The organism is Hymenobacter gelipurpurascens, from assembly GCF_900187375.1.
GTDB lineage: Bacteria > Bacteroidota > Bacteroidia > Cytophagales > Hymenobacteraceae > Hymenobacter > Hymenobacter gelipurpurascens.
In genome coordinates this window covers 776175-795365 of sequence record NZ_FYEW01000002.1, presented here as the reverse complement: position 1 = coordinate 795365, position 19191 = coordinate 776175, and the positions used below count along the sequence as shown (strand labels likewise).

The window sequence follows — 19191 nt, the reverse complement described above, 5'->3', positions numbered from 1 at the left end:
CTTTTTTATTTAGCAACGCAGCCGTTACAGCGTGCGCTTGATTTCCTTCTCTTCGAAGCCTTCAATGTTGTCACCTTCTTGTAGGTCACTGAAGCCTTTCACCGAAATACCGCACTCATAGCCCTGGCGTACTTCCGACACATCGTCTTTGTAACGCTTGAGGTCTTGAATTTCGCCGGCGTACACCACGATACCGTTGCGCACCACCCGAACACGGGTCTTGCGGGTGAAGGTGCCTTCCGTCACCATACAGCCGGCAATAGTGCCCACTTTGGTGATGTTGAACACCTGACGTACCTCGGCGTTGGCTACTACAACTTCCTGCACTGTTGGGGCCAGCATGCCTTCCATGGCATCCTTCACCTCATTGATGGCGTTGTAGATGATCGAGTAGAGGCGGATATCAATCTGCTCCTGCTCAGCTAGCTTACGGGCGCTCAGCGAAGGACGAACCTGGAAGCCGATAATGATGGCGTCGGATGCCGAAGCCAGCAACACATCGGATTCGGAGATGGCACCTACACCTTTGTTGAGGATATTCACGGCCACTTCCGGCGTGCTCAGCTTCAACAGGGAGTCGGCGAGTGCTTCTACCGAGCCGTCCACGTCACCTTTCACAATCACGTTCAGTTCTTTGAACGAACCGATAGCCAGACGGCGACCAATTTCATCCAACGTGATGTGCTTCTTGGTGCGCATGCTCTGCTCACGGGCCAGCTGCTGACGCTGGGTGGCCAGTTCGCGGGCTTCGCGCTCGGTATCCATCACCTGAATCTTATCACCAGCCTGTGGAGCGCCAGTCAGACCAAGCACCTGCACCGGAGTAGCCGGGCCGGCTTGCTTCATCTTCTTGCCGCGGTGGTCCGTCATGGCTTTCACACGACCAAAGTGCGGTCCTGCCAAAACGATATCACCAACTTTCATGGTACCGGTCTGCACCAGAATGGTGGTTACGTAGCCACGTCCTTTATCCAGGGAGGCTTCGATAACGCTACCAATGGCGTTGCGGTCAGGGTTGGCTTTCAGATCCAGAATCTCGGCTTCCAGCAGGACTTTCTCCAGCAGGTCATCGATGCCTAGGCCAGTCTTGGCCGAAACCTCCTGGCTCTGATACTTACCACCCCATTCTTCTACCAGGATGTTGATCACCGACAGCTCCTCACGGACTTTGTCGGGGTTAGCACCGGGCTTATCAATCTTGTTGAGGGCAATTACAATCGGAACGCCAGCTGCTTGCGCGTGGTTGATGGCTTCCTTCGTCTGCGGCATCACCGAGTCGTCGGCGGCTACCACGATGATGGCAATGTCCGTCACCTTGGCACCACGAGCACGCATAGCGGTAAACGCTTCGTGACCCGGCGTATCCAGGAACGTTACGCGCTTGCCTGATTTGGTCATCACGTCATACGCACCGATGTGCTGGGTAATACCGCCGGCTTCGCCTTTGGCCACCGTAGCACTACGGATGTAGTCAAGCAACGACGTTTTACCGTGGTCGACGTGACCCATGATGGTCACAACAGGGGCACGCGGCTGCAGATCCTCTTCAGCATCTACAATCGTAACCTCAGCTTCATCTTCCTCAGCGCTCAGGAATTCAACATCATAGCCGAACTCATCGGCAATAACGGTGATGGCTTCGGCATCCAGACGCTGGTTGATCGAGACGAACATGCCCATGTTCAGGCAGATCTTGATTACCTCGTTCACCGATACGTTCATCAGCGAAGCCAAGTCGTTGGCCGAAATGAACTCGGTTACTTTCAGCGTTTTGGCGTCGAGCTCGTTCTGAGCGCGTTGTGCCTCGCGGTCTTCCGCAACACCAGCTCGCTTGTCGCGGCGGTATTTAGCACGGTTATTCTGGTTGCCACCACGACCACCGCTGAGTTTCGCCAGCGTAGCCTTGATCTGCTCCTGAATCTGCTTTTCAGTTTGCTCTGGCGTAGAAGCCGGTGCGGGAGCTGGGCGGTTGCCACCAGGGCCACCACCGGGACGGTTCTGATATCCACCAGTACCCGTAGGACGGTTGCCACCTGGGCCACCATTTTGACGGTTGGCTGCCTGGCCAGTACCCGTCACCCGAGGGGCTGCCGGAGCACCAGTTTGGCCACCTTGGCCTTGTTGGTTGGAGCCAGGGCCACTCATCGGAATGCGCTGGCGCTTCTTCTTGTCGGCGCCAATGCCGCTCTTGCGAACATCAGAGGAGGCTACGGGGCGTGCACCACGTCCGCCACCACCCCGCCGCGACGAATCGAGGGGAAGTTCAATTTTGCCGAGCACCGTTAAGCCTTTCAGCTGGTCAGCTTTGGCTACAATTGTACCCGCAGCTTCTTCTGAAGAGCCTGCCGAAGCGTCGTCTCCCGAAGCAACTGGTGCTTCAGCTGGCACCGGGGTTGTTGGAGGTGTAGCAGGAGCAGCAGCTACAGGAGCCGCCGGTGCTGGTTTTGGAGTTGGAGCCACTGGCTGCGGTGCTGGAGCTGGCTTAGGGGCTTCCGCAACAGGAGCAGGCGCAGGAGCTGGTTTTGGAGCTTCCGCAACAGGCGCAGGAGTTGGAACTGGAGCAGGAGCCGGCTTAGGGGCTTCTGCAGCAGGTGCTTCAACAACAGGCTTGGGAGCTTCCGGCTCAGGTGCTTTTGGCTGAGGTGCTGGGGCGGCTGCAGCAGGCGCCCCAGCCGCTGGTTTTGGCGGTACCGGGCGTCCCTTGGCATCCAGCTCAATACGGCCCAATACTTTCAGGCCCGGCACACGGCTAGGCTCCTCAACAGGGGCTGCGGGTGCTGGAGCAGCCGCTACGGGAGCAGCAGCTGGGGCCTCGACGGGCTTGGGTGCCGGGGCGGCGGGAGCGGGAGGTGCCGGAGCTGCTTTTGGCGCAACCGGCTCAGCCGGACGTGCCTGGGCAGCGGTTTCCTGCTCAGTCTGGCGCTTGGCCTGGCTGAGCTTTGCGGCTTCCATCTTATCGTGCGCCGACGACTCAAAAGCTTTGTTCAACAGGGAAACCTGTTCCCCCGTCAGCTTTGTCGTAGGTTTATTTTCGATGATATGCCCTTTTCCCGCCAGAAAATCTACAATTGTAGATAAGCCAACGTTCAGGTCTTTGGCCGCCTGATTCAGCCGTTTGGTTGCTGCTTCCGCCATTCTATGCTCGCGAACGATACTCGTATTCAGTTGCAAAGGTACTATATTAAATCTTGCCGGGCGACGTTAAATCGAGCCACCCGGCTCTGATTTAACGCCCTTGCCGTACCGGCCGCCGCGCACTCATTGCGCGTCGCCGGAATTTTGAGTTTCTGCCTGCTCGTCTTCCTCTTGTTCCTCCTGCTCTTCAAACTCCTGGCGAATCACACGGAAGAGATCTTCCACGGTTTCTTCTTCCAGTTCTGTCCGACGCACGAGGTCCTCTTTATTAACGGCTAGTACAGCGCGGCCAGTGTCAAGCCCAATCTTCTTGAGCTCTTCAATAACCCAGCCTTCGATTTCATCGGTGAACTCGCTAAGTGCGATATCCTCTTCAAAATCTTCAGCTTCGCGGAATACGTCGATTTCCATACCTACCAGCCGTGAAGCTAGCTTGATGTTGGCACCGCCGCGGCCGATGGCCAACGAAACCTGGTCTGGCTTCAAGAACACAGAAACCCGGCCAGTTTGTTCGTTTATCTTCATGGAGCCAATCTTCGCCGGCGACAACGCCCGCTGGATATACAGCTCCAGGTTGTTGGTGTAGTTGATGATGTCGATGTTCTCGTTTTCGAGCTCACGCACCACCGCATGAATGCGGGAGCCTTTCATGCCCACGCAGGCACCTACCGGGTCAATACGGTCATCGTAGCTTTCTACGGCTACTTTGGCTCGCTCGCCGGGTTCGCGCACAATATTCTTGATGGTGATGAGGCCATCGAAAATTTCGGGCACTTCCTGCTCCATCAGGCGCTCCAGGAAAGCGGGAGCAGCGCGGGATAGGATAATTTTGGGTGTGCCATTGATGACCTCTACGCGATGCACAACGGCACGCACAGTATCACCTTTACGGTAGCGGTCCTTCGGAATCTGCTCAGCTTTCGGCAGCACCAGCTCGTTCTCATCCTTATCCAGAATGAGCGCTTCGCGGCTCCACACCTGATATACTTCGCCCACAACTACTTCCCCAACCTGGTCCTTGTAGGCCTGGTAGAGGTTGTCGCGCTCTAGGTCCTTCACGCGCTGAATCAGCGTCTGGCGAGCCATAAGCACGGCCCGGCGACCAAAGTCTTCGAGCTTGATTTCCTCAGCCACCGATTCGCCTACTTCATAGTCGGGCTCGATTTTCTGCGCTTCGGCCAACGGAATTTTGTCCAGGTCCCAAATATCTTCCGAGTTGTCGTCCACGATTTCGCGGTTTCGGTAGATTTCCAGGTCGCCCTTGTCCACGTTCAGGATGACGTCGAAGTTGGAATCGTCGTCATATTTCTTGCGAATCATCGTACGGAACACCTCCTCCAGGATGCTCATCATCGTGGGGCGGTCAATGTTCTTGGACCGGGCGAACTCGGCAAATGATTCAATCAGGACGTTGCTGTTCATAAACGCTGATTTTGAGCTGATTTTACTGATTGCGCTGACTTTTCAGGGACTGATTCTGTTAGGCTTCGGCTGCTATAACGGAGGAGCTCAACAAGTGGCCTACGCTACGCAAAAGAAAACAACGGAATGAGGTGAAGATCAGGAATTATTTAAACGAAATGACTACCCGGGCCTCCTGAATATCCTGGAAAGGAATCAGGGTAGTGGGCAATGTTTTCTTTTTGGATTTCTCTTTGATTACTTCCGCCAACTGAATGCCATCGGTCTCAATAGCCTCGAGGGCTCCGGTTTTCTCGGTGCCGTCGGTCATCTTGAGGCTGAGTGTGCGGCCTACGTGGCGGGTGTACTGCCGTGGATCGCGCAGGGGCTGGTCGGCACCGGGGGAGGTGACTTCCAGCGTATAGCTGGCTTCTTCGCCGTAGGCCTCCTCAATGCGGCGGGCAAACCGGCGGCTTACCTGCGCGCACTCGTCAATACCAAAGCCCTGCTCCCCATCCAGAGTTACGGTCACTTTGGGCCGGATGGCATCCGAGACGGTCAGAGACACTACGAACAGACTCCCATCAGTGGGTAGGCTGTCGCGGAGCATTTCGGAAAGTTGTGCTTGGTCGAGTTGCATGAATAGGGTGGCAAAAGAAAGAGGGGACTATCCGTCCCCTCTGTCGTGTTTGTAGTTTGCTGGTGCAAAGATAGGATAAAAACTCGTCGAATCCAACAGGCCGGCCAACTGATAGGCCTAGCGTGAGTGGCCTAGCGCTTCACCTGTACCCACCCTTTTACGGAACGGCCTTCCGCATCGCGCAAGTGATAGTAATACATGCCATCGGGCAGGTTCTCGCCGCGCCAGTCGTTGCGGTAGTTGGCGGTTTCATACACCTTATTACCCCAACGGGAAAAGATGCGCAACGTGGCGGGCTGGCAGCTGAAGCGCGGGATAAACGTATCGTTCTTGTTGTCGTCGCCGGGCGTGATGATGTTGGGGACAAATACGTCGCCGACTACTACCGGTACAAAGCCGGTTTCTACCGTGCAATTGGCGTAGCGTGCTACCAGCTTGACGTTGTAAGTGCCAGGTTGCTCAAATACATGACTGGGCGAGGCCTCCGTGGATTTAGGAGAACCATCACCGAAGTCCCACTCATAGATGCCTCCTGCTAGTACCGGCTCAAACTGGTGGGTGAAGGGGGCTAGGCCAGTGTACTGTGGGGCAGAAATGCATTCTGGCACATTCAGCGGAAAACTGCTCGTGGGAGACGGCGCTAGCACTATCTGCTTAGTGGCTGTTGCCACGCACCCATTCTGATTATAAGAATAGGTAAGTGTGATGTTTGCGCCTTTCAGGTTGGTGTTGGGTGGCGTAAACAAACCGCTAGGCGTCACGCCGGGGCCGCTCCAGGTGCCACCCGCCGGGCTAGCTCCCAAGAGCTGAATAGCCTGCGTTTCGTAGGCGCATAGCGTGAGAGGGGCACCAGCTGTTACCTGCGGGAGGGCACGTACTATGATCTGCCGGGTGGCCACGCCGCAACCCAGCGTATCGGACATGGTATAGGTAATGGTGTGCGTACCGACCCCGGCTTGGCGCGGACTGAATATATTGCCCAGTACACCGGGGCCGCTCCAGGTGCCCCCCGTGGGTGTAGCCTGCACCGTTATATTGGTAGCATCAATGCACAACTCGGGAATTGGCGCAATGCTAACCGCTACATCTGGCAACACGGTAATGCGCAATGGGCGCCGACTGACGCAGATACCCGTGGAGGCTACGGCATAGGTGAGCACCTGGCGGCCTACCAGACCGGCGGTGGGGGTGAAGCGGAAACCGCCGCCGGGGTTGGCCGATACGCCGGGGCCGCTCCAGGTGCCGCCGGCCGGGCTGCCGCCCAACACAATGGGCGCGCTACTGGCGCACACGTAGCGCGCTAGGCCAGGGTCGGCTACTACAATCCCAAAATCCATCTTGAAAGCCGCATTGTTGCAGTTAAAGCTGCCATTGCGGGTGCTGTAGTAGGAAGCGCCGGGCGGAACCGGAAAGCCTTGGGTGCCACTACAGCCACCGCACACGGCCTGATACACCATGCCCCGTTTATCGAAGCGGGAGGTGCCGCCATCTACGTGCTCCCCGCGGCCGCCATTCTCTCCGAAGAATGTAGCGTATTCGAGGCTGGCCATGCCGGGCGTAAACTCGGCCAAGTAGAAATCGGAGCCGTCGGTGTTGCGCTGTACTGCATCGTTGGTGACGGGTAGGCCAGTAGTAGAGCTGCTGCCGAGGCCGTAGCCAGCATTGGTGCTTCCGCCCCAGCCGCACACGTAGATTCTCTCGCAGTCATCAACCAGGAAAGCAGTGGGAGAGAAGTCGTAGGAAAGTCGGCCGGTACCGAATACAGTGGAGTAGGCCGTTTGGCTGAGCGTCGGGTTGAGCTTATGGATGAACTGGTGGCTGCCCGCCCGCGAGTAGCGCCCAGCCGTGACGGGGTAGTTGCCGGAGCTTTGGCCCAGCAGGTACACGTTGTCATCGGCATCAAGCTGCGCAAAATACGCTTGGTCGTTGCCAGGGGTACCGATGTAGGTGGCCTGGGTAATGGAGTTGCCGGCCGGCGCAATGCGGGCCACAAACCCGTTTACGCCCGCCGGAGCCGTGGTCATGAGGCTGCCGGCCGTGACGGGGAAGTTGGTGCTGGTGGTGCCGCCTGCTACTACTACGGAGCGGGCCGGGCCCAGCTGAATGGAGTAAGCGGCCTCAGCACCACTGCCGCCCAGATAGTTGCTCCACACCAAGGTGCTCAGATCGGCTGTAAGCTTGCTCACCACCGCATTCGCGCCTACTGGGGCGGTAGTGCCAAAGCCATTGCGGGTCGGGAAGTTGGTGCTGAGCGTGGTAGACGCCAGGTACACGTTGTTGTCCGAGTCGGTAATGACGTCGCCCCGAAACTGGTCGCCGTAGTTGTTCACGAGGCTGCCCGTTAGGTTCAGGCCGTCGTTGGCGCTGCCGCCCAAATAGGTAGAGGCCACCAGCGTGCCACCGTTGGCGCTGAGCGTCGAGATAACCAAGTCGGAGCCGTTGGCATATTGCAGGTACTCTGCGCTGCCCTCATTGAGTGGGTCCGTGAACTGGCCACCACTGAAGCTGCGAGCAAAGGCCTTAGTCGTTACCGGGTAATTGTTAGAGCCCGTGGTGCCCAGAATCACCAGTTCGTTGCGGTTATTTACTACCAAGCTGTGTGGCACCTCTACCTGGCCCCCGCCTAAGTAAGTGGCGTACAGACGAGAGGTACTGCCGGCCACGGCTGTATTGTACTTAATGATGGCAATATCGGCTATGCCCGCGAAGGTAGTTTGTACTGCCCCGGTGGTAGTAGGGTAGCCCAGACTAAAGGCTACGCCGCCCGAGTACATATTGCCCTGGGCATCGTAAGTAGCCGTGAAGCCCCAGTTATCGGCCGTAGAACCCGTGAACGAGGAGAAGACCACAGTCGGGTCGATGATTAGCGGCAGCTTCCGGTCGTAGTTGCCTAGGCGGAAGGAAAGCACATTGTCGCGGAGCTGAAAGGCGCACTCTACGGGCACCTGCTCACCATTGGGGCGGATTTGCCAGGCCTTCGGCGCCTGTTCCAGCACGTCGCCCACCGAAGTCCGGATGCGTAGGCCACCTTCCGGCGTCAGGCTTACAGACTGAGCGCCTTGGTAGCGCAACCGGATGGCTTCCGGCTTGGCGCCAGCGCGTACGGTAAAGTCGTATTCCAGCGTCTGGGACGCGTTTTCATACAGATGCACATCAATGCCCGGATACACAGCGCGGTACCGCACCTGCCGGAAGCTGCCTACCTGGCTGGCCCAGTGGCTGGGGTCTTTGCCCAGGAAATAGTTGCGAACCTCAGCGGTGGCTTCTTCTCCTTCAATAATAGCCTTGGAGTTGCCGCCCTCGAAGCTCACTCGGTACGAATGGGTGCGTAGGCCACGCTGGCCAGGGGGGGTAGCGTCGGTGCGCTTGTGCTCGTGATAAGCACGAAGGGCAACCGGGTCGGCGAAGGAGTAGCTGAAGCCTGTGCTGGTCAGGAACAGACGACCGGCGGGCAGATCGGCCGCGAAGTGCGCCTGGGCATCCCACTGGCCCTTGTTCTGCACAAACTCCAGGCCCTTAGGCGCAGGCGCAACGGCTGAGGTAGTGGGTTTGGCCTGAAGGGTAGTGGAAAGTGCCGGTAGGCCTAGTAAACCGAGTAATAAGTAAAGGCGAAACGTAAAAACGGGCATAGGCGAGGTAGAAAAAATAAACGGAGGGAAAGATACTCAGAAAGCAGCCTAACTTCCGTAGGAACTGGCGCCCTACACCGGAACTTCTACCTTTGCCCACGAGGCTTCTTCACGGGATAAAATTTGGCTGTGCGTCGTTCGTTTGCTTTCAAGTGTACTGTACTCGTAATTCTGTGGCTGCTGGCGGCCATTGCCTGCGTGCAGATTCCGGGGTACGCGTTCTGGCCAGCTGCTTTCGGCGCCCTCACGCTGCCGGCGGCTCTGGTCCTCAATCTGCTGCTGGCTTTCTACTGGCTCCTGCGCGACTGGCGGGTAGCAGCGCTACCCTTGGCCGTGGCGTTTCTTACCTGGCCCCACTTCCAGCGTGGCCTGGCGGTGCACCCGTTGCGGGTAGTATCGGCCGCCGAAGGCCAGCCGGGCCAGAAGGTGCGCGTGCTGTCTTCCAATGTGCGCATCTTTAATGTGTACCCACAGCTGCGCGATGCCGGCCTGAAATCCTCCCGAAACATGGTGAAATTTCTGGCCGAGAGCCCCGCCGATGTGCTGTGCCTGCAGGAGTTCTATAATGAGCCCGCCGGTACTCGTTCGCAAGACGGCAACGTGTTCCGGACCGTAGAGAAAATTGGGAAGGATGCCGGTAGGGAATCTTTCCTCTCAAAAACGCTCACGAATACTGCCGGTGCCGAATTTGGAATGGCCATTTTCTCGCGTTTTCCCATCGTTAATAAAGGCACCATCCAATTCGGTAAGCTCAGCCAGAACCACGCCATGTGGGTTGATTTGCGCCTGCCTTCCCAGGATACTATTCGGGTGTACAACTTCCATTTGCAGAGCATGAGCATGGATGAGCGCGACATCGTGGATAGTTACTCCAGCAAGGCCGGGCTCCGACGCAAGGGCGTAGGCCTGTTGCGCCGCTTCAAGCGGGGCCTGGTGGCTCGCAATGCCCAGGTCGATACACTGATCAATCGGTTTGAGCTTTGTCCGTACCCCATCCTGATGTGCGCCGACCTCAACGACGTGCCCTACAGCTACAGCTACGACCAGCTGGCCGACCGTTTCCAGAACGCCTGGGCTACGGTAGGAAACGGCGTGGGCAGCACCTACAACGGAAAGCTCCCCTTCGTACGCATCGACAACCAGTTTGCTGGCCCCGAGTTCCAGGTTGACGATTTCTGGGTGCATTACGAAATTCCCTACTCCGACCACTTTCCAACCATGGCGAGCTACCGGCTGGTGAAGAAGTAGGAGGCCTAATCTGTCATCCCGAGCGAAGCGAAGAATCTGGGGTTGCTTCTAGGCCAGTACCCAGATTCCTCGCTCGGCTCGGAATGACTCTTATAGTTATATACTGTCAGCCCTCTGCTTTGTACCCCTAAGGGAACTTTATAAACTGGGCTAGCCAGGTTTTGTGCCCTCCGTTGAACCTTTTGTACTTGGTTACGCAAAATTCGGGCGCTTTTGCAGCCATTTCGTTGAGTTATGTGTTGAAGACAACTCCATGAGTGGCCTAGGCTGCGTTTGCGTTACAAAATCTGCGCAATCCGCTGAAGCCGTCTTAATCCGTGATACTTTTGTCTCCTATGCAGCACCCACTCTCGCTCTACAACACCCTCACCCGCCGGAAAGCCCTGTTTGAACCGCTCCACGCTCCTTTCGTGGGAGTGTACCTGTGCGGACCAACGGTGTATAACGAAGCCCATATTGGCAACGCCCGCGGACCGGTGGTGTTTGATGTGCTGACGCGCTACCTGCGCCACCTAGGTTACACTGTGCGCTACGTGCGCAACATCACCGACGTAGGCCACTTGGAAGGCGACGCCGACGAAGGAGAAGACAAAATCGGGAAGATTGCTCGCGCCCGTCAGGTAGAGCCCATGCAGGTAGCTGAAGGCTATACCAACCTCTACCAAACGCACGTGGAGGCCCTAGGCTGCTTGCCCCCCGATATTACGCCCCGCGCCAGCGGCCATATTATAGAGCAGATTCAGATGATTGAGGAAATCATCGGGAATGGCTTTGCCTATGAGTCCAATGGCTCGGTGTACTTTGATGTACCGGCCTACAACGCCGCCGGCCGTGGCTACGGCAAGCTCTCCAACCGCGTGGTAGAGGAACTGCTGGCTGGCTCCCGCGACAATCTCGCTGGCCAGGAAGAGAAGCGCAGCCCCCTTGATTTTGCCCTTTGGAAGAAGGCCGATGAGCGCCACCTGATGCGCTGGCCCTCGCCTTGGAGCGACGGTTTCCCGGGCTGGCACCTCGAGTGCTCGGCCATGAGCCGCAAGTACCTCGGCGCCGAATTCGACATTCATGGCGGTGGTCTAGACCTGATGTTTCCACACCACGAGTGCGAAATTGCCCAAAGCCAGGCCTGCAACCACCCCACCAACGAGGCACAGGTGTGGATGCACAACAACATGATTACGGTGAATGGCCAGAAGATGAGCAAGTCGCTCGGCAACTTCATCACCATCAGTCAGCTGTTCGAGGGCTCCAACAACACCCTGGCACAGGCCTACTCGCCCATGACGGCCCGTTTCTTCCTGCTCCAGGCCCATTATCGCAGCACCGTGGATATCACGGATGAAGGCTTGCAAGCTGCCCGCAAAGGCTACCGCAAGCTGATGAATGGCCTACGCCTCCTCGAAAAGCTCGACGAAGCCAGTCTGTCGCCGGAAGTTATCAAGGCCCGCACCGTGCAGCCACTCACGGAAGGCCAGGCCCCTGATACCACAAAGGCCGACGACGAGCTGCGCAAGCTGGTAGCCGACTGCTTTGCGGGCCTTAATGATGACCTGAACACCGCCAAGGCCATTGCCAGCCTGTTTAATCTGCTGCGCAAGCTCAATGGTTTCGCGGCTAACCCCGCCACATTGGCTACGGTAAGCTCGGCGGCTTTGCAGGAAGCCACTCAGGCCTACCAGACCCTTGTGCAAGATGTGCTAGGCCTAGTAGACGAGCCCCGCGCCAGCGCCGAAGACCTACTGCGCCTCACGCTGGAGTTCTATCAGGAAGCCAAAGTCACGAAGGCCTACGATAAAGTAGACCAAATTCGGGCGGCACTCAAAGAGCAAGGCATTGTGGTGAAAGATACCAAAGCCGGCATCGACTGGGCCTACAGCGAAGAGTAAATTGGTAGCCCGAAGCTCCAGCTTTGGGCCTCGTTGAACGAGCGGAAACGCCTCCGTCGCAACGAGCATCGTTCAACGTCAGCCACGAGTCGCGAAGCTGGAGCTTCGCGCCACCTGTCACTCTCCTCCATGTACCTCTCCCGTCTTGCTCCTGCCGCGCTGGCTGCTCTCCTGATGCTTACCGGCTGTCCGGAAAAGAAAAGCACCACCGAAACGGCCGAAACGCTCGAGCAGCCCGCCGTGCCGAAAGCCCCGGCCTTCAACGCCGACTCTGCCTATGCCTTCACGGCTAAGCAGGTGGCCTTTGGACCGCGCGTGCCCAACACTCCAGCGCACGTAAAAACCGCCGACTGGATCATTGCCAAGTTCAAGGCCCTGGGCCTATCGGTGAAGGAGCAGCCGTTTCAGGCTATGGCGTTTGATGGCAAAATGCTGCGCTCCCGCAACATCATTGCCCAATACCAGCCGCAGGCTACGCGCCGCGTCGCCATTTTCAGCCACTGGGATACGCGCCCCTTCGCCGACAAAGACAAGACCAACAAGAATGCCCCGCTCGATGGCGCTTCTGATGGCGCCAGCGGCGTGGGTATTGCTCTAGAAATGGCCCGCGTGCTAGCCGCCCAAAAAGATAGCCTTGCCCCAGGCGTGGGTGTCGATTTTATTCTCTTCGACTCTGAAGATTACGGCTACGACGGCAGCACGCAAAGCGAAAAGGAGAACCTGCTGGCTCGCCAGGAGGCCGCTGGCGAATCGAGCTGGTGCCTGGGCTCGCAGTATTGGGCCAAAAACATTCTGCCCGTTGGCTACAAGCCCAGCTACGGCATTCTGCTGGATATGGTAGGAGCCAAAAACGCCAAGTTCAGCCGTGAAGAACTCTCCCGCCAGCAGGCCCGCGACGTGGTGGATAAGGTCTGGAATACGGCCTCGCAGCTCGGCTTCTCCGACTACTTCCTCTTTAACGACAGCTACGGCATCACCGATGACCACGTGTACACCAACAAAGCCGGCGTGCGCACCATCGATATCATCGACCACGTGCCGGTAGGAGAAGAGTACTTCCCCGCTTACCACCACACCACGCAGGACAACATGAGCATCATCGACAAACGGACGCTCAAAGCCGTAGGCCAGACCGTGCTCACCACCATTTACGGCGAGTAATAAAAAACTGTCATTCCGAGCTGAGGGAGGAATCTGGTTCAGATTTTAGGTCCTAGGCCAGTAACCCAGATTCCTCCCTCAGCTCGGAATGACAGTTTATTACGTAACCAAAAAGGCCCCGGCAACATGCGTTGCCGGGGCCTTTTTGTATGTCAGAAAACGTGCTAGGCCAGGAGCTTGTAGTACACCACCGTTGGCTCTAGTGCGCCGCTGGCCACGCGGGCAAAAGCTGGAATAGCGCCTGCTGCCGTGTAGCCTAACTGCTGATACAGCAGTTCCGACGGCTCACCTTGCAAGGTGTCCAGCACCAGTGTGGTGCGCTGCAGCCGTTGGGCTTCTGCTTCCAGGGTCCGCATGAGTTGCTGGGCAATGCCTTGCCGCCGGGCTTGCGTGTGCACGAGCAGCTTGGCGACTTCGGCGCGGTGCAGGCCGTTGGGTTTGGTGGCTAAATCTAGCTGTACGGTGCCCAGCGCGCGGCCATCTTGCTCGGCAATCCAGAGAAGGCGGTGGCCGGTTTGCAGGGCATCGGCTACGCCGTTCCAGAAATCAGTAGCTACTGCTGGGGCAAGTGGCGGCAGAAACCCGACAGAGGCGCCGGTGTCTACGGCATCTTGTAGCAGCTGCGTCAGGCTTTCCAGGTACCGCGGCAGCTCGTCGGCAGATATCGTTCGGATAGTCATCGTGTTAGAATAGACCTAGAGGTAAGTGAGGTGGGCGCCCGTTTCCTCTACCACCAGCCGCGCTTCGCGGCCACAGATGAGGGCCATGTTCTGGGGCTCGTGGCCTACGGGGAAGTGATGGGCAATGGGGAAACCGTATTTGCCGGCGTAATGGTCGATGATTTCGTTGGGCGTCTGGCCGTACGGAATAGTGTTATCCTGGGGGTTAGTGAAGTGGCCTACGAGCAGGCCGGCCAGGTGCTGGAGCTTGCTGGTACGCTCCAGGTGCACCATCATGCGGTCGATGGCATACAGGTACTCATCGATGTCTTCCAAAAACAGGATGCGGCCGGCGGTGGGACATTCGGAGCGGGTGCCGGTGAGGGTTTGGAGCAGGCTCAGGTTGCCTCCCGTCAGCTCGCCGGTAGCGGTGCCCAGGCGGTTGAGGGCGTGGGCCGGCGCGCTGTAGGCCACCTCCTCGCCAAACAACGCCCGCCGCAGGCTCTCCAACGACTCTTCGCCACTTTCCTGATGAAACAGCATCGGCATCACGCCATGTATGCTCTGGTGGCCTAGGGCCAGCAAATGGCTGTTGAGGGCGGTGATATCAGAGAAGCCGGCTACCCATTTGGGGTCTTGTGCGAAGCGCGAAAAGTCCAGCTGATCAATGATGCGGGTGGTGCCGTAGCCGCCGCGCGCGCACAGAATCGCCCGGATGCTGGGGTCGTTGAGCTGGCGCTGCAGGTCGCGGGCACGCACCTCATCGGAGCCTCCAAACTGATGCTGCGCGGCGGTAGTGCTTTCGCCCAGCACCACCTCTAGGTCCCAGCTTTGCAGGGTGGCTACGGCCGCGGCCAACTCCTCAGCCGAGGCTTTTCGGGCCGGACAAACAATCGCGACTTTGTCGCCGGAACGAAGGGGAGCGGGGGCAGTAGTGGCCATGCGTGGTCGGGGAAAGTGAAAATTTTCGCCGGTAAACCTACACAACTTCGGCAACCGTTGCAGCCGAAATCAACTCAAAGAGCAGTGGCCTACGGAGTATCTTTGTGGTGGCTGCCGCTTGATATGGGCTGGCCGAGTTAATAAACCGGACATGAAATACTTCTGGCTGCTGGCAATACTGGGGGCGTTGCTGACATCGGTGGCCGCGCAGGCACAAATTGATACGACACGAGGCCGCTACTACCAGCCGCGCTTCCGGCAGGTGACAGTTCAGCGGGGCGTAGAGTTTGGGCAGGCCACTACGTTCCTAGGCCAGACCCAGACGCTTTACATGGATGTATACCAGCCTACCAGCGACACCGTGCGTCGCCGCCCGCTGATTGTGCTGGCCCACGAGGGTGGCTTCCTGACCGGCACCCGCGACGATGCCGTGATGACGGCCCTTTGCACCCGCCTGGCCCGCCTGGGCTACGTCACGGCCAGCATCGACTACCGTTTGTATTTCTTTCCTTTTGATACGGTGGGCATCGGCCGGGCTGCTTTCCGGGCCACGCAGGATATGCGGGCGGCCATCCGTTTCTTCCGCCATGATGCCGCTACGGCCCGTAAGTTTCGGGTGCATCCGCAGTACATTTTTGTGGGTGGCAGCTCAGCCGGGGGCTTTATGTCGCTGCTCACCGCTTACATGGATAAGCCCGCTGAGGTGCCCGCTTATCTGGACTTAGCCAGCCTGGGTGGCCTAGAAGGCAATGGGGGCCACCTGCGTTACAGCAGTCGCCCGAGAGGCGTGGTAAATATGTGCGGCGCCCTGGCCGACGTGCGCTGGCTCCAACCCAGCGACATTCCCGTTTGCAACATCCATGGCACCCGGGATGGACTAGTGCCTTACGGCCGCGGCCGGGTAGGAACACCTTTGCCCGCGCAACGCGTAGGTGGAGGTGGCGCCATTAGTACCCGCGCTACAGCAGTGGGCGTGCCCAACGTGCTGCGTCGCCTGCGTGGCGCAGGCCATGTGCCGTATTCGGTAGAGCCAGTTTATCTGGATACTGTATTCACCACTGCCCGCGACTTTCTGCGGCCCTTATTAGGTGCTGGCCAGCCGGGCCCTCTGCTGGCGGCTGCCCTGAAACCGCAGCCTAGGCCAGTAGCCTTTCTGAAGCCCCGGTTGGTTATGCCCTTCAGGCCCGATATACCAGCCGGCTTGCCACTGCAACTCGCGCAGTTTTCTCCTGCTGCACCAGATAGTACCCAGCTGACTGGTAAGCCAGTAACGGAACCGCAGAGCACAGCGGACAGTCCGCCAGAGCCGGGTTTGCCGGCTCAGTCCGCAACAGCTACACCCATACCAACTACTACCTCTACGCCTGGCCAGCCGAAGTAAGCAATAGGCCTAGGCGGCTAGGTTCTGCCATAGCCGCGTTGCCAGACTTTATACCAGTATTTATTGGTTGGGTAGCGGCGACTGGAAGTAGCATTGTTGAAGAGGAGGGCTACCAGCAACAGGATACTAATGCCCGACAGCACTGGCATTACCATATACCAATAACCCAGGGCCTTCAGCTGCGGCGAGCCGATGGTGGCAATAAGTGCCGTAGCGCCACCCGGCGGGTGCAGTGTTTTGGTTATTTGCATCCCGATGATGGACAAGGACACCGCCAGCGCGGCTGCCAGCCATAGCTCCCCCGGCACCAGCTTGTACACCGTCACGCCAACAAATGCACTCAGCAAATGGCCCCCAATCAGGTTGCGTGGCTGAGCCAGCGGGCTATTGATGATACCATATATCAGCACCGACGACGCCCCAAAGGAGCCTACCAGCAGCATCGTATCATTAGCGCCCAGAAAGTAGCGGTTCAGTAGCCCAATAAGGGCAATACCAGCGAAGGAGCCCAGAAAAGTCCAGACGTGCTCCTTGAAATCAAACAGGGTTTCCTGATATAGAATGTAGCGCGCCTGCCGCGCATGTTTCCGCAATTTTTGTCGCATGCTATGCTGATAAATTCTGAGTAGCACCTATGCACAGCTACTCAGCACTATAGGCCTAGTAGGGCCCAAAAAGGCTGCAAAGGTACTCCAAACAGAAAACCCCTTATCCGGCAGGAGCCAAACAAGGGGTTCTGTACAGAGCTTACGATGGCCGCCAACTGTTAAAAGGACTCCTCTTCCACCACCGCCGCTACAGCCGTGCTGATGGGCCGTAGCTGCCCGGTACGCACAATAAAGGCGCCGTACTTGCGCAGCGTGTCGCGGTGACGGATGAGGTTTTCCAGCGCCACAAAACCTACCACGTACTCATCCTCGTCGGCTTCTTCTGAAATCTCGCTGAAGTCAAGCAGGTCGATGATGCGTTCTTCGTCAGTGCGCAGGTAGATTTCCACTTCCAGATCGGAAGCGTAGGCCGGAGTGGTGGCGTTGGCTTTGGGATACTGATAGGCAAAGCCCTGGCGCAGCGCGGCCAAATCGGCCAGCACAGCCGAGCCGGTGGGGTGGCCGCCCGCGCCCCGGCCGCGCAGAAACTGCTCACCCGCAAAATCAGCCTCTAGTACCACGCCGTTGAACTCATTGTCCACCGTGTACAGCGGCGACTCCGGCCCCACAAACTGCGGGGTTACCAAGGCCGTTACGCGACCATCGGGGAGGCGCTGTAGGCCTGCCACTACCTTGATTTTCTGGCCTAGCGTGGCAGCAAACGCAATATCAACGGCACTGATGCCCTCAATGCCCAGGTTCAATACCTGCTCTAGCTGCAGAAAAGCGCCATACGCATGAGCCGCCAGCAATACCGCTTTGGAGCGCGGGTCGAAAGCCCCCATATCCAACGACGGATCGGTTTCGGCGAAACCTTTTGCCTGGGCCTCGGCAAGGGCCAGGGCATAGTCGGAGGCGTCCTCGCCCATGCGCGTGAGCACGTAGTTGGAGGAGCCGTTGAGAATGCCCGTGAGGCGGCGCAATGGCTCCACTCCGAAGTAGGCGTCCAGCGTCCGGATAACCGGAATGCTGCCGCACACGGCCGCCTCATATAATAAGGTGCCGTGGCCTTCGTGCTGCAGCTGCACCAGCTCGGGGAGGTGGCGCGCCAGCATAGCTTTGTTGGCCGTAACCACCCGGCGGCCCCGCCGCAGGGCTTCCGCTACCAACCGGAAGGCTTCATCGGCATCATCAATAACTTCTACCAGCACGTCCAGCGTGTCGTCGGCCAGCAGATCATCGGCGTTAAACTCAAACCGATTAGCGGGTAACGGCCGTTCTTTCGTGTGGTTTTTCACCACGATGCGGCTAATGTCGAAACCGGTTTGCGGCTGTTGCTGCAGGATATCGTATAGCCCCTGGCCTACGCAGCCGAAGCCAATCAGGCCCACGCGCCACGGCTGAGCGGCCGTAGTAGCAGGAGTAGCTTGGGAGGTTGTTGGCAGGTTAGTGGACATAAGTCTGGACGTAAAAGCGTTCGAGTAAATGGGTGATTTGCGCCGTTTCAATCAGGAAGCCATCGTGGCCGTACTGCGAATCCATTTCGGCATACATGGCGCCCCGAATGTGGCGGGCCAACAGCTGCTGCTCACTCGTTGGGAACAGCACATCGGAGGTGATACCGATAACCAGCGTCCGCGCCCGAATTCGGCCTAACGCAGCCTTCACGCCCTCCCGGCCCCGGCCTACGTGGTGCGAATCCATAGCCCTCGATAGCGTGACGTAGCTGTGCGCATTGAACCGAGCCACCAGCTTGTCGCCCTGGTAGCGCTGGTAAGAGCTGGCCCGGAAATCCGTGATTACGGCATCATCGGGCTCGGTTTGCGCGCTTTCGTAGGCCTCATAGCTGCGGTAGCTGAGCAGGGCCACGGCGCGGGCGGCCCGTAGGCCAGTTGCGCCGCTATCCGGTGTGGCGGTGTAATAAGTTGGGTCGGCCTGAATGGCGAGACGTTGGGCTTCGTTGAAGGCAATGCCCCAGGCTGAGTGCCGGGCGCTGGTGGCCAGCAACACCAAGTTCTCAAATAGCTCGGGGCGCTGAATAGCCCATTCCACAGCTTGTTGTCCGCCCAATGAGCCACCAATTAGCGTATGAATACGCGTCAGGGCCAGGTGTTCCCGCAGCGCCTCGTGCGCCGAAACCAGGTCGCGGATGGTCAGCAGCGGAAAATGCTGGTAGGACACTTTCTCGGTTACAGGGTTTGGCGTGAGTGGGCCGGTGCTGCCGTAGCAGGAGCCCAACACGTTGGCGCACACAATAAACCAATCGGCAGGGTCGAAGTAGGTGTCTTTCCCAAACAAGCCGGGCCACCAGCTTAGCACGTCTGCGTTAGCCGTGAGGGCGTGGCATACCCATACCACGTTGTCGCGGGAGGCATTAAGACGTCCGTAGGTGTGGTAGGCCACTTCCACGTGCGGCAGCACAGCGCCGCTTTCCAGCCGGAGTGGCCTAGGTAACCGAAAAATTTGTTGGTCGATGTCAGACATAGGGCAAAAGCAAAAGCGGAGGCTGGTCTAGGCCAGCCTCC

Annotated in this window: 13 protein-coding genes; 4 read left to right on the top strand and 9 right to left on the bottom strand. The window is 58.2% G+C overall.

Translation table 11 applies throughout. The features are described from left to right. Window positions 1-24: 24 nt before the first annotated feature. The 4 genes from infB to CFT68_RS15175 all read right to left on the bottom strand — a co-directional run bounded on the left by infB (window position 25) and on the right by CFT68_RS15175 (window position 8805). Window positions 25-3135: a translation initiation factor IF-2 gene (infB, locus tag CFT68_RS15190; RefSeq protein WP_088844385.1), complete on the bottom strand. Its 3111-nt coding sequence runs from the start codon at window positions 3133-3135 to the stop codon at window positions 25-27. 123 nt (window positions 3136-3258) lie between these two features. Further along, window positions 3259-4557, bottom strand: coding sequence for a transcription termination factor NusA (gene nusA, locus CFT68_RS15185; RefSeq protein WP_088844384.1), 1299 nt, complete (start codon window positions 4555-4557; stop codon window positions 3259-3261). Window positions 4558-4702: 145 nt separating this feature from the next. Beyond that, a complete protein-coding gene (locus CFT68_RS15180; RefSeq protein ID WP_245815404.1) occupies window positions 4703-5176 on the bottom strand; it encodes a ribosome maturation factor RimP in 474 nt (157 codons plus the stop codon). A gap of 131 nt (window positions 5177-5307) precedes the next feature. After that, on the bottom strand, window positions 5308-8805 hold the full coding sequence (locus CFT68_RS15175) for a DUF7948 domain-containing protein (protein WP_088844382.1): 3498 nt from the start codon (window positions 8803-8805) through the stop codon (window positions 5308-5310). A gap of 129 nt (window positions 8806-8934) precedes the next feature. On the opposite strand from CFT68_RS15175, the gene CFT68_RS15170 reads away from it, so the two are divergent. The 3 genes from CFT68_RS15170 (at window position 8935) to CFT68_RS15160 (ending at window position 13097) form a co-directional block, all read left to right on the top strand. After that, window positions 8935-10053 carry an endonuclease/exonuclease/phosphatase family protein gene (locus CFT68_RS15170; protein ID WP_141106584.1) on the top strand — a complete coding sequence of 373 codons (1119 nt, stop codon included), beginning with the start codon at window positions 8935-8937 and terminating at the stop codon, window positions 10051-10053. Between the two features lie 335 nt (window positions 10054-10388). Continuing rightward, window positions 10389-11936 carry a cysteine--tRNA ligase gene (gene cysS, locus CFT68_RS15165; protein WP_088844380.1) on the top strand — a complete coding sequence of 516 codons (1548 nt, stop codon included), beginning with the start codon at window positions 10389-10391 and terminating at the stop codon, window positions 11934-11936. Between the two features lie 129 nt (window positions 11937-12065). Continuing rightward, window positions 12066-13097, top strand: coding sequence for a M28 family peptidase (locus tag CFT68_RS15160; RefSeq protein WP_088844379.1), 1032 nt, complete (start codon window positions 12066-12068; stop codon window positions 13095-13097). Window positions 13098-13261: 164 nt separating this feature from the next. On the opposite strand, the gene CFT68_RS15155 is transcribed toward CFT68_RS15160, so the two are convergent. Both CFT68_RS15155 and CFT68_RS15150 read right to left on the bottom strand, forming a co-directional pair. Next, window positions 13262-13777 (bottom strand): GNAT family N-acetyltransferase, encoded by a 516-nt coding sequence (locus tag CFT68_RS15155; RefSeq protein ID WP_088844378.1) that lies wholly within the window; start codon window positions 13775-13777, stop codon window positions 13262-13264. Window positions 13778-13792: 15 nt separating this feature from the next. Then, complete coding sequence (locus CFT68_RS15150) at window positions 13793-14698, bottom strand: S66 peptidase family protein (protein WP_088844377.1); 906 nt, start codon at window positions 14696-14698, stop codon at window positions 13793-13795. A gap of 151 nt (window positions 14699-14849) precedes the next feature. On the opposite strand from CFT68_RS15150, the gene CFT68_RS15145 reads away from it, so the two are divergent. Then, window positions 14850-16079 carry an alpha/beta hydrolase gene (locus CFT68_RS15145; protein WP_088844376.1) on the top strand — a complete coding sequence of 410 codons (1230 nt, stop codon included), beginning with the start codon at window positions 14850-14852 and terminating at the stop codon, window positions 16077-16079. 17 nt (window positions 16080-16096) lie between these two features. On the opposite strand, the gene CFT68_RS15140 is transcribed toward CFT68_RS15145, so the two are convergent. The 3 genes from CFT68_RS15140 to metX all read right to left on the bottom strand — a co-directional run bounded on the left by CFT68_RS15140 (window position 16097) and on the right by metX (window position 19150). Then, a complete protein-coding gene (locus tag CFT68_RS15140; protein WP_088844375.1) occupies window positions 16097-16684 on the bottom strand; it encodes an HPP family protein in 588 nt (195 codons plus the stop codon). 161 nt (window positions 16685-16845) lie between these two features. Next, window positions 16846-18123: a homoserine dehydrogenase gene (locus CFT68_RS15135; protein ID WP_088844374.1), complete on the bottom strand. Its 1278-nt coding sequence runs from the start codon at window positions 18121-18123 to the stop codon at window positions 16846-16848. Next, window positions 18113-19150, bottom strand: a complete 1038-nt coding sequence (metX, locus tag CFT68_RS15130) for a homoserine O-acetyltransferase MetX (RefSeq protein ID WP_088844373.1) — start codon at window positions 19148-19150, stop codon at window positions 18113-18115. Before metX ends, CFT68_RS15135 begins: the two co-directional genes overlap by 11 nt. Window positions 19151-19191 lie beyond the last annotated feature (41 nt).

Bases quoted from the DNA above. Each gene is read 5' to 3' on its own strand.
- infB (WP_088844385.1), bottom strand. From the start codon at position 3,135: ATGGCGGAAGCAGCAACCAAACGGCTGAATCAGGCGGCCAAAGACCTG.
- nusA (WP_088844384.1), bottom strand. From the start codon at position 4,557: ATGAACAGCAACGTCCTGATTGAATCATTTGCCGAGTTCGCCCGGTCC.
- CFT68_RS15180 (WP_245815404.1), bottom strand. From the start codon at position 5,176: ATGCAACTCGACCAAGCACAACTTTCCGAAATGCTCCGCGACAGCCTA.
- CFT68_RS15175 (WP_088844382.1), bottom strand. From the start codon at position 8,805: ATGCCCGTTTTTACGTTTCGCCTTTACTTATTACTCGGTTTACTAGGC.
- cysS (WP_088844380.1), top strand. From the start codon at position 10,389: ATGCAGCACCCACTCTCGCTCTACAACACCCTCACCCGCCGGAAAGCC.
- CFT68_RS15160 (WP_088844379.1), top strand. From the start codon at position 12,066: ATGTACCTCTCCCGTCTTGCTCCTGCCGCGCTGGCTGCTCTCCTGATG.
- CFT68_RS15155 (WP_088844378.1), bottom strand. From the start codon at position 13,777: ATGACTATCCGAACGATATCTGCCGACGAGCTGCCGCGGTACCTGGAA.
- CFT68_RS15150 (WP_088844377.1), bottom strand. From the start codon at position 14,698: ATGGCCACTACTGCCCCCGCTCCCCTTCGTTCCGGCGACAAAGTCGCG.
- CFT68_RS15145 (WP_088844376.1), top strand. From the start codon at position 14,850: ATGAAATACTTCTGGCTGCTGGCAATACTGGGGGCGTTGCTGACATCG.
- CFT68_RS15140 (WP_088844375.1), bottom strand. From the start codon at position 16,684: ATGCGACAAAAATTGCGGAAACATGCGCGGCAGGCGCGCTACATTCTA.
- CFT68_RS15135 (WP_088844374.1), bottom strand. From the start codon at position 18,123: ATGTCCACTAACCTGCCAACAACCTCCCAAGCTACTCCTGCTACTACG.
- metX (WP_088844373.1), bottom strand. From the start codon at position 19,150: ATGTCTGACATCGACCAACAAATTTTTCGGTTACCTAGGCCACTCCGG.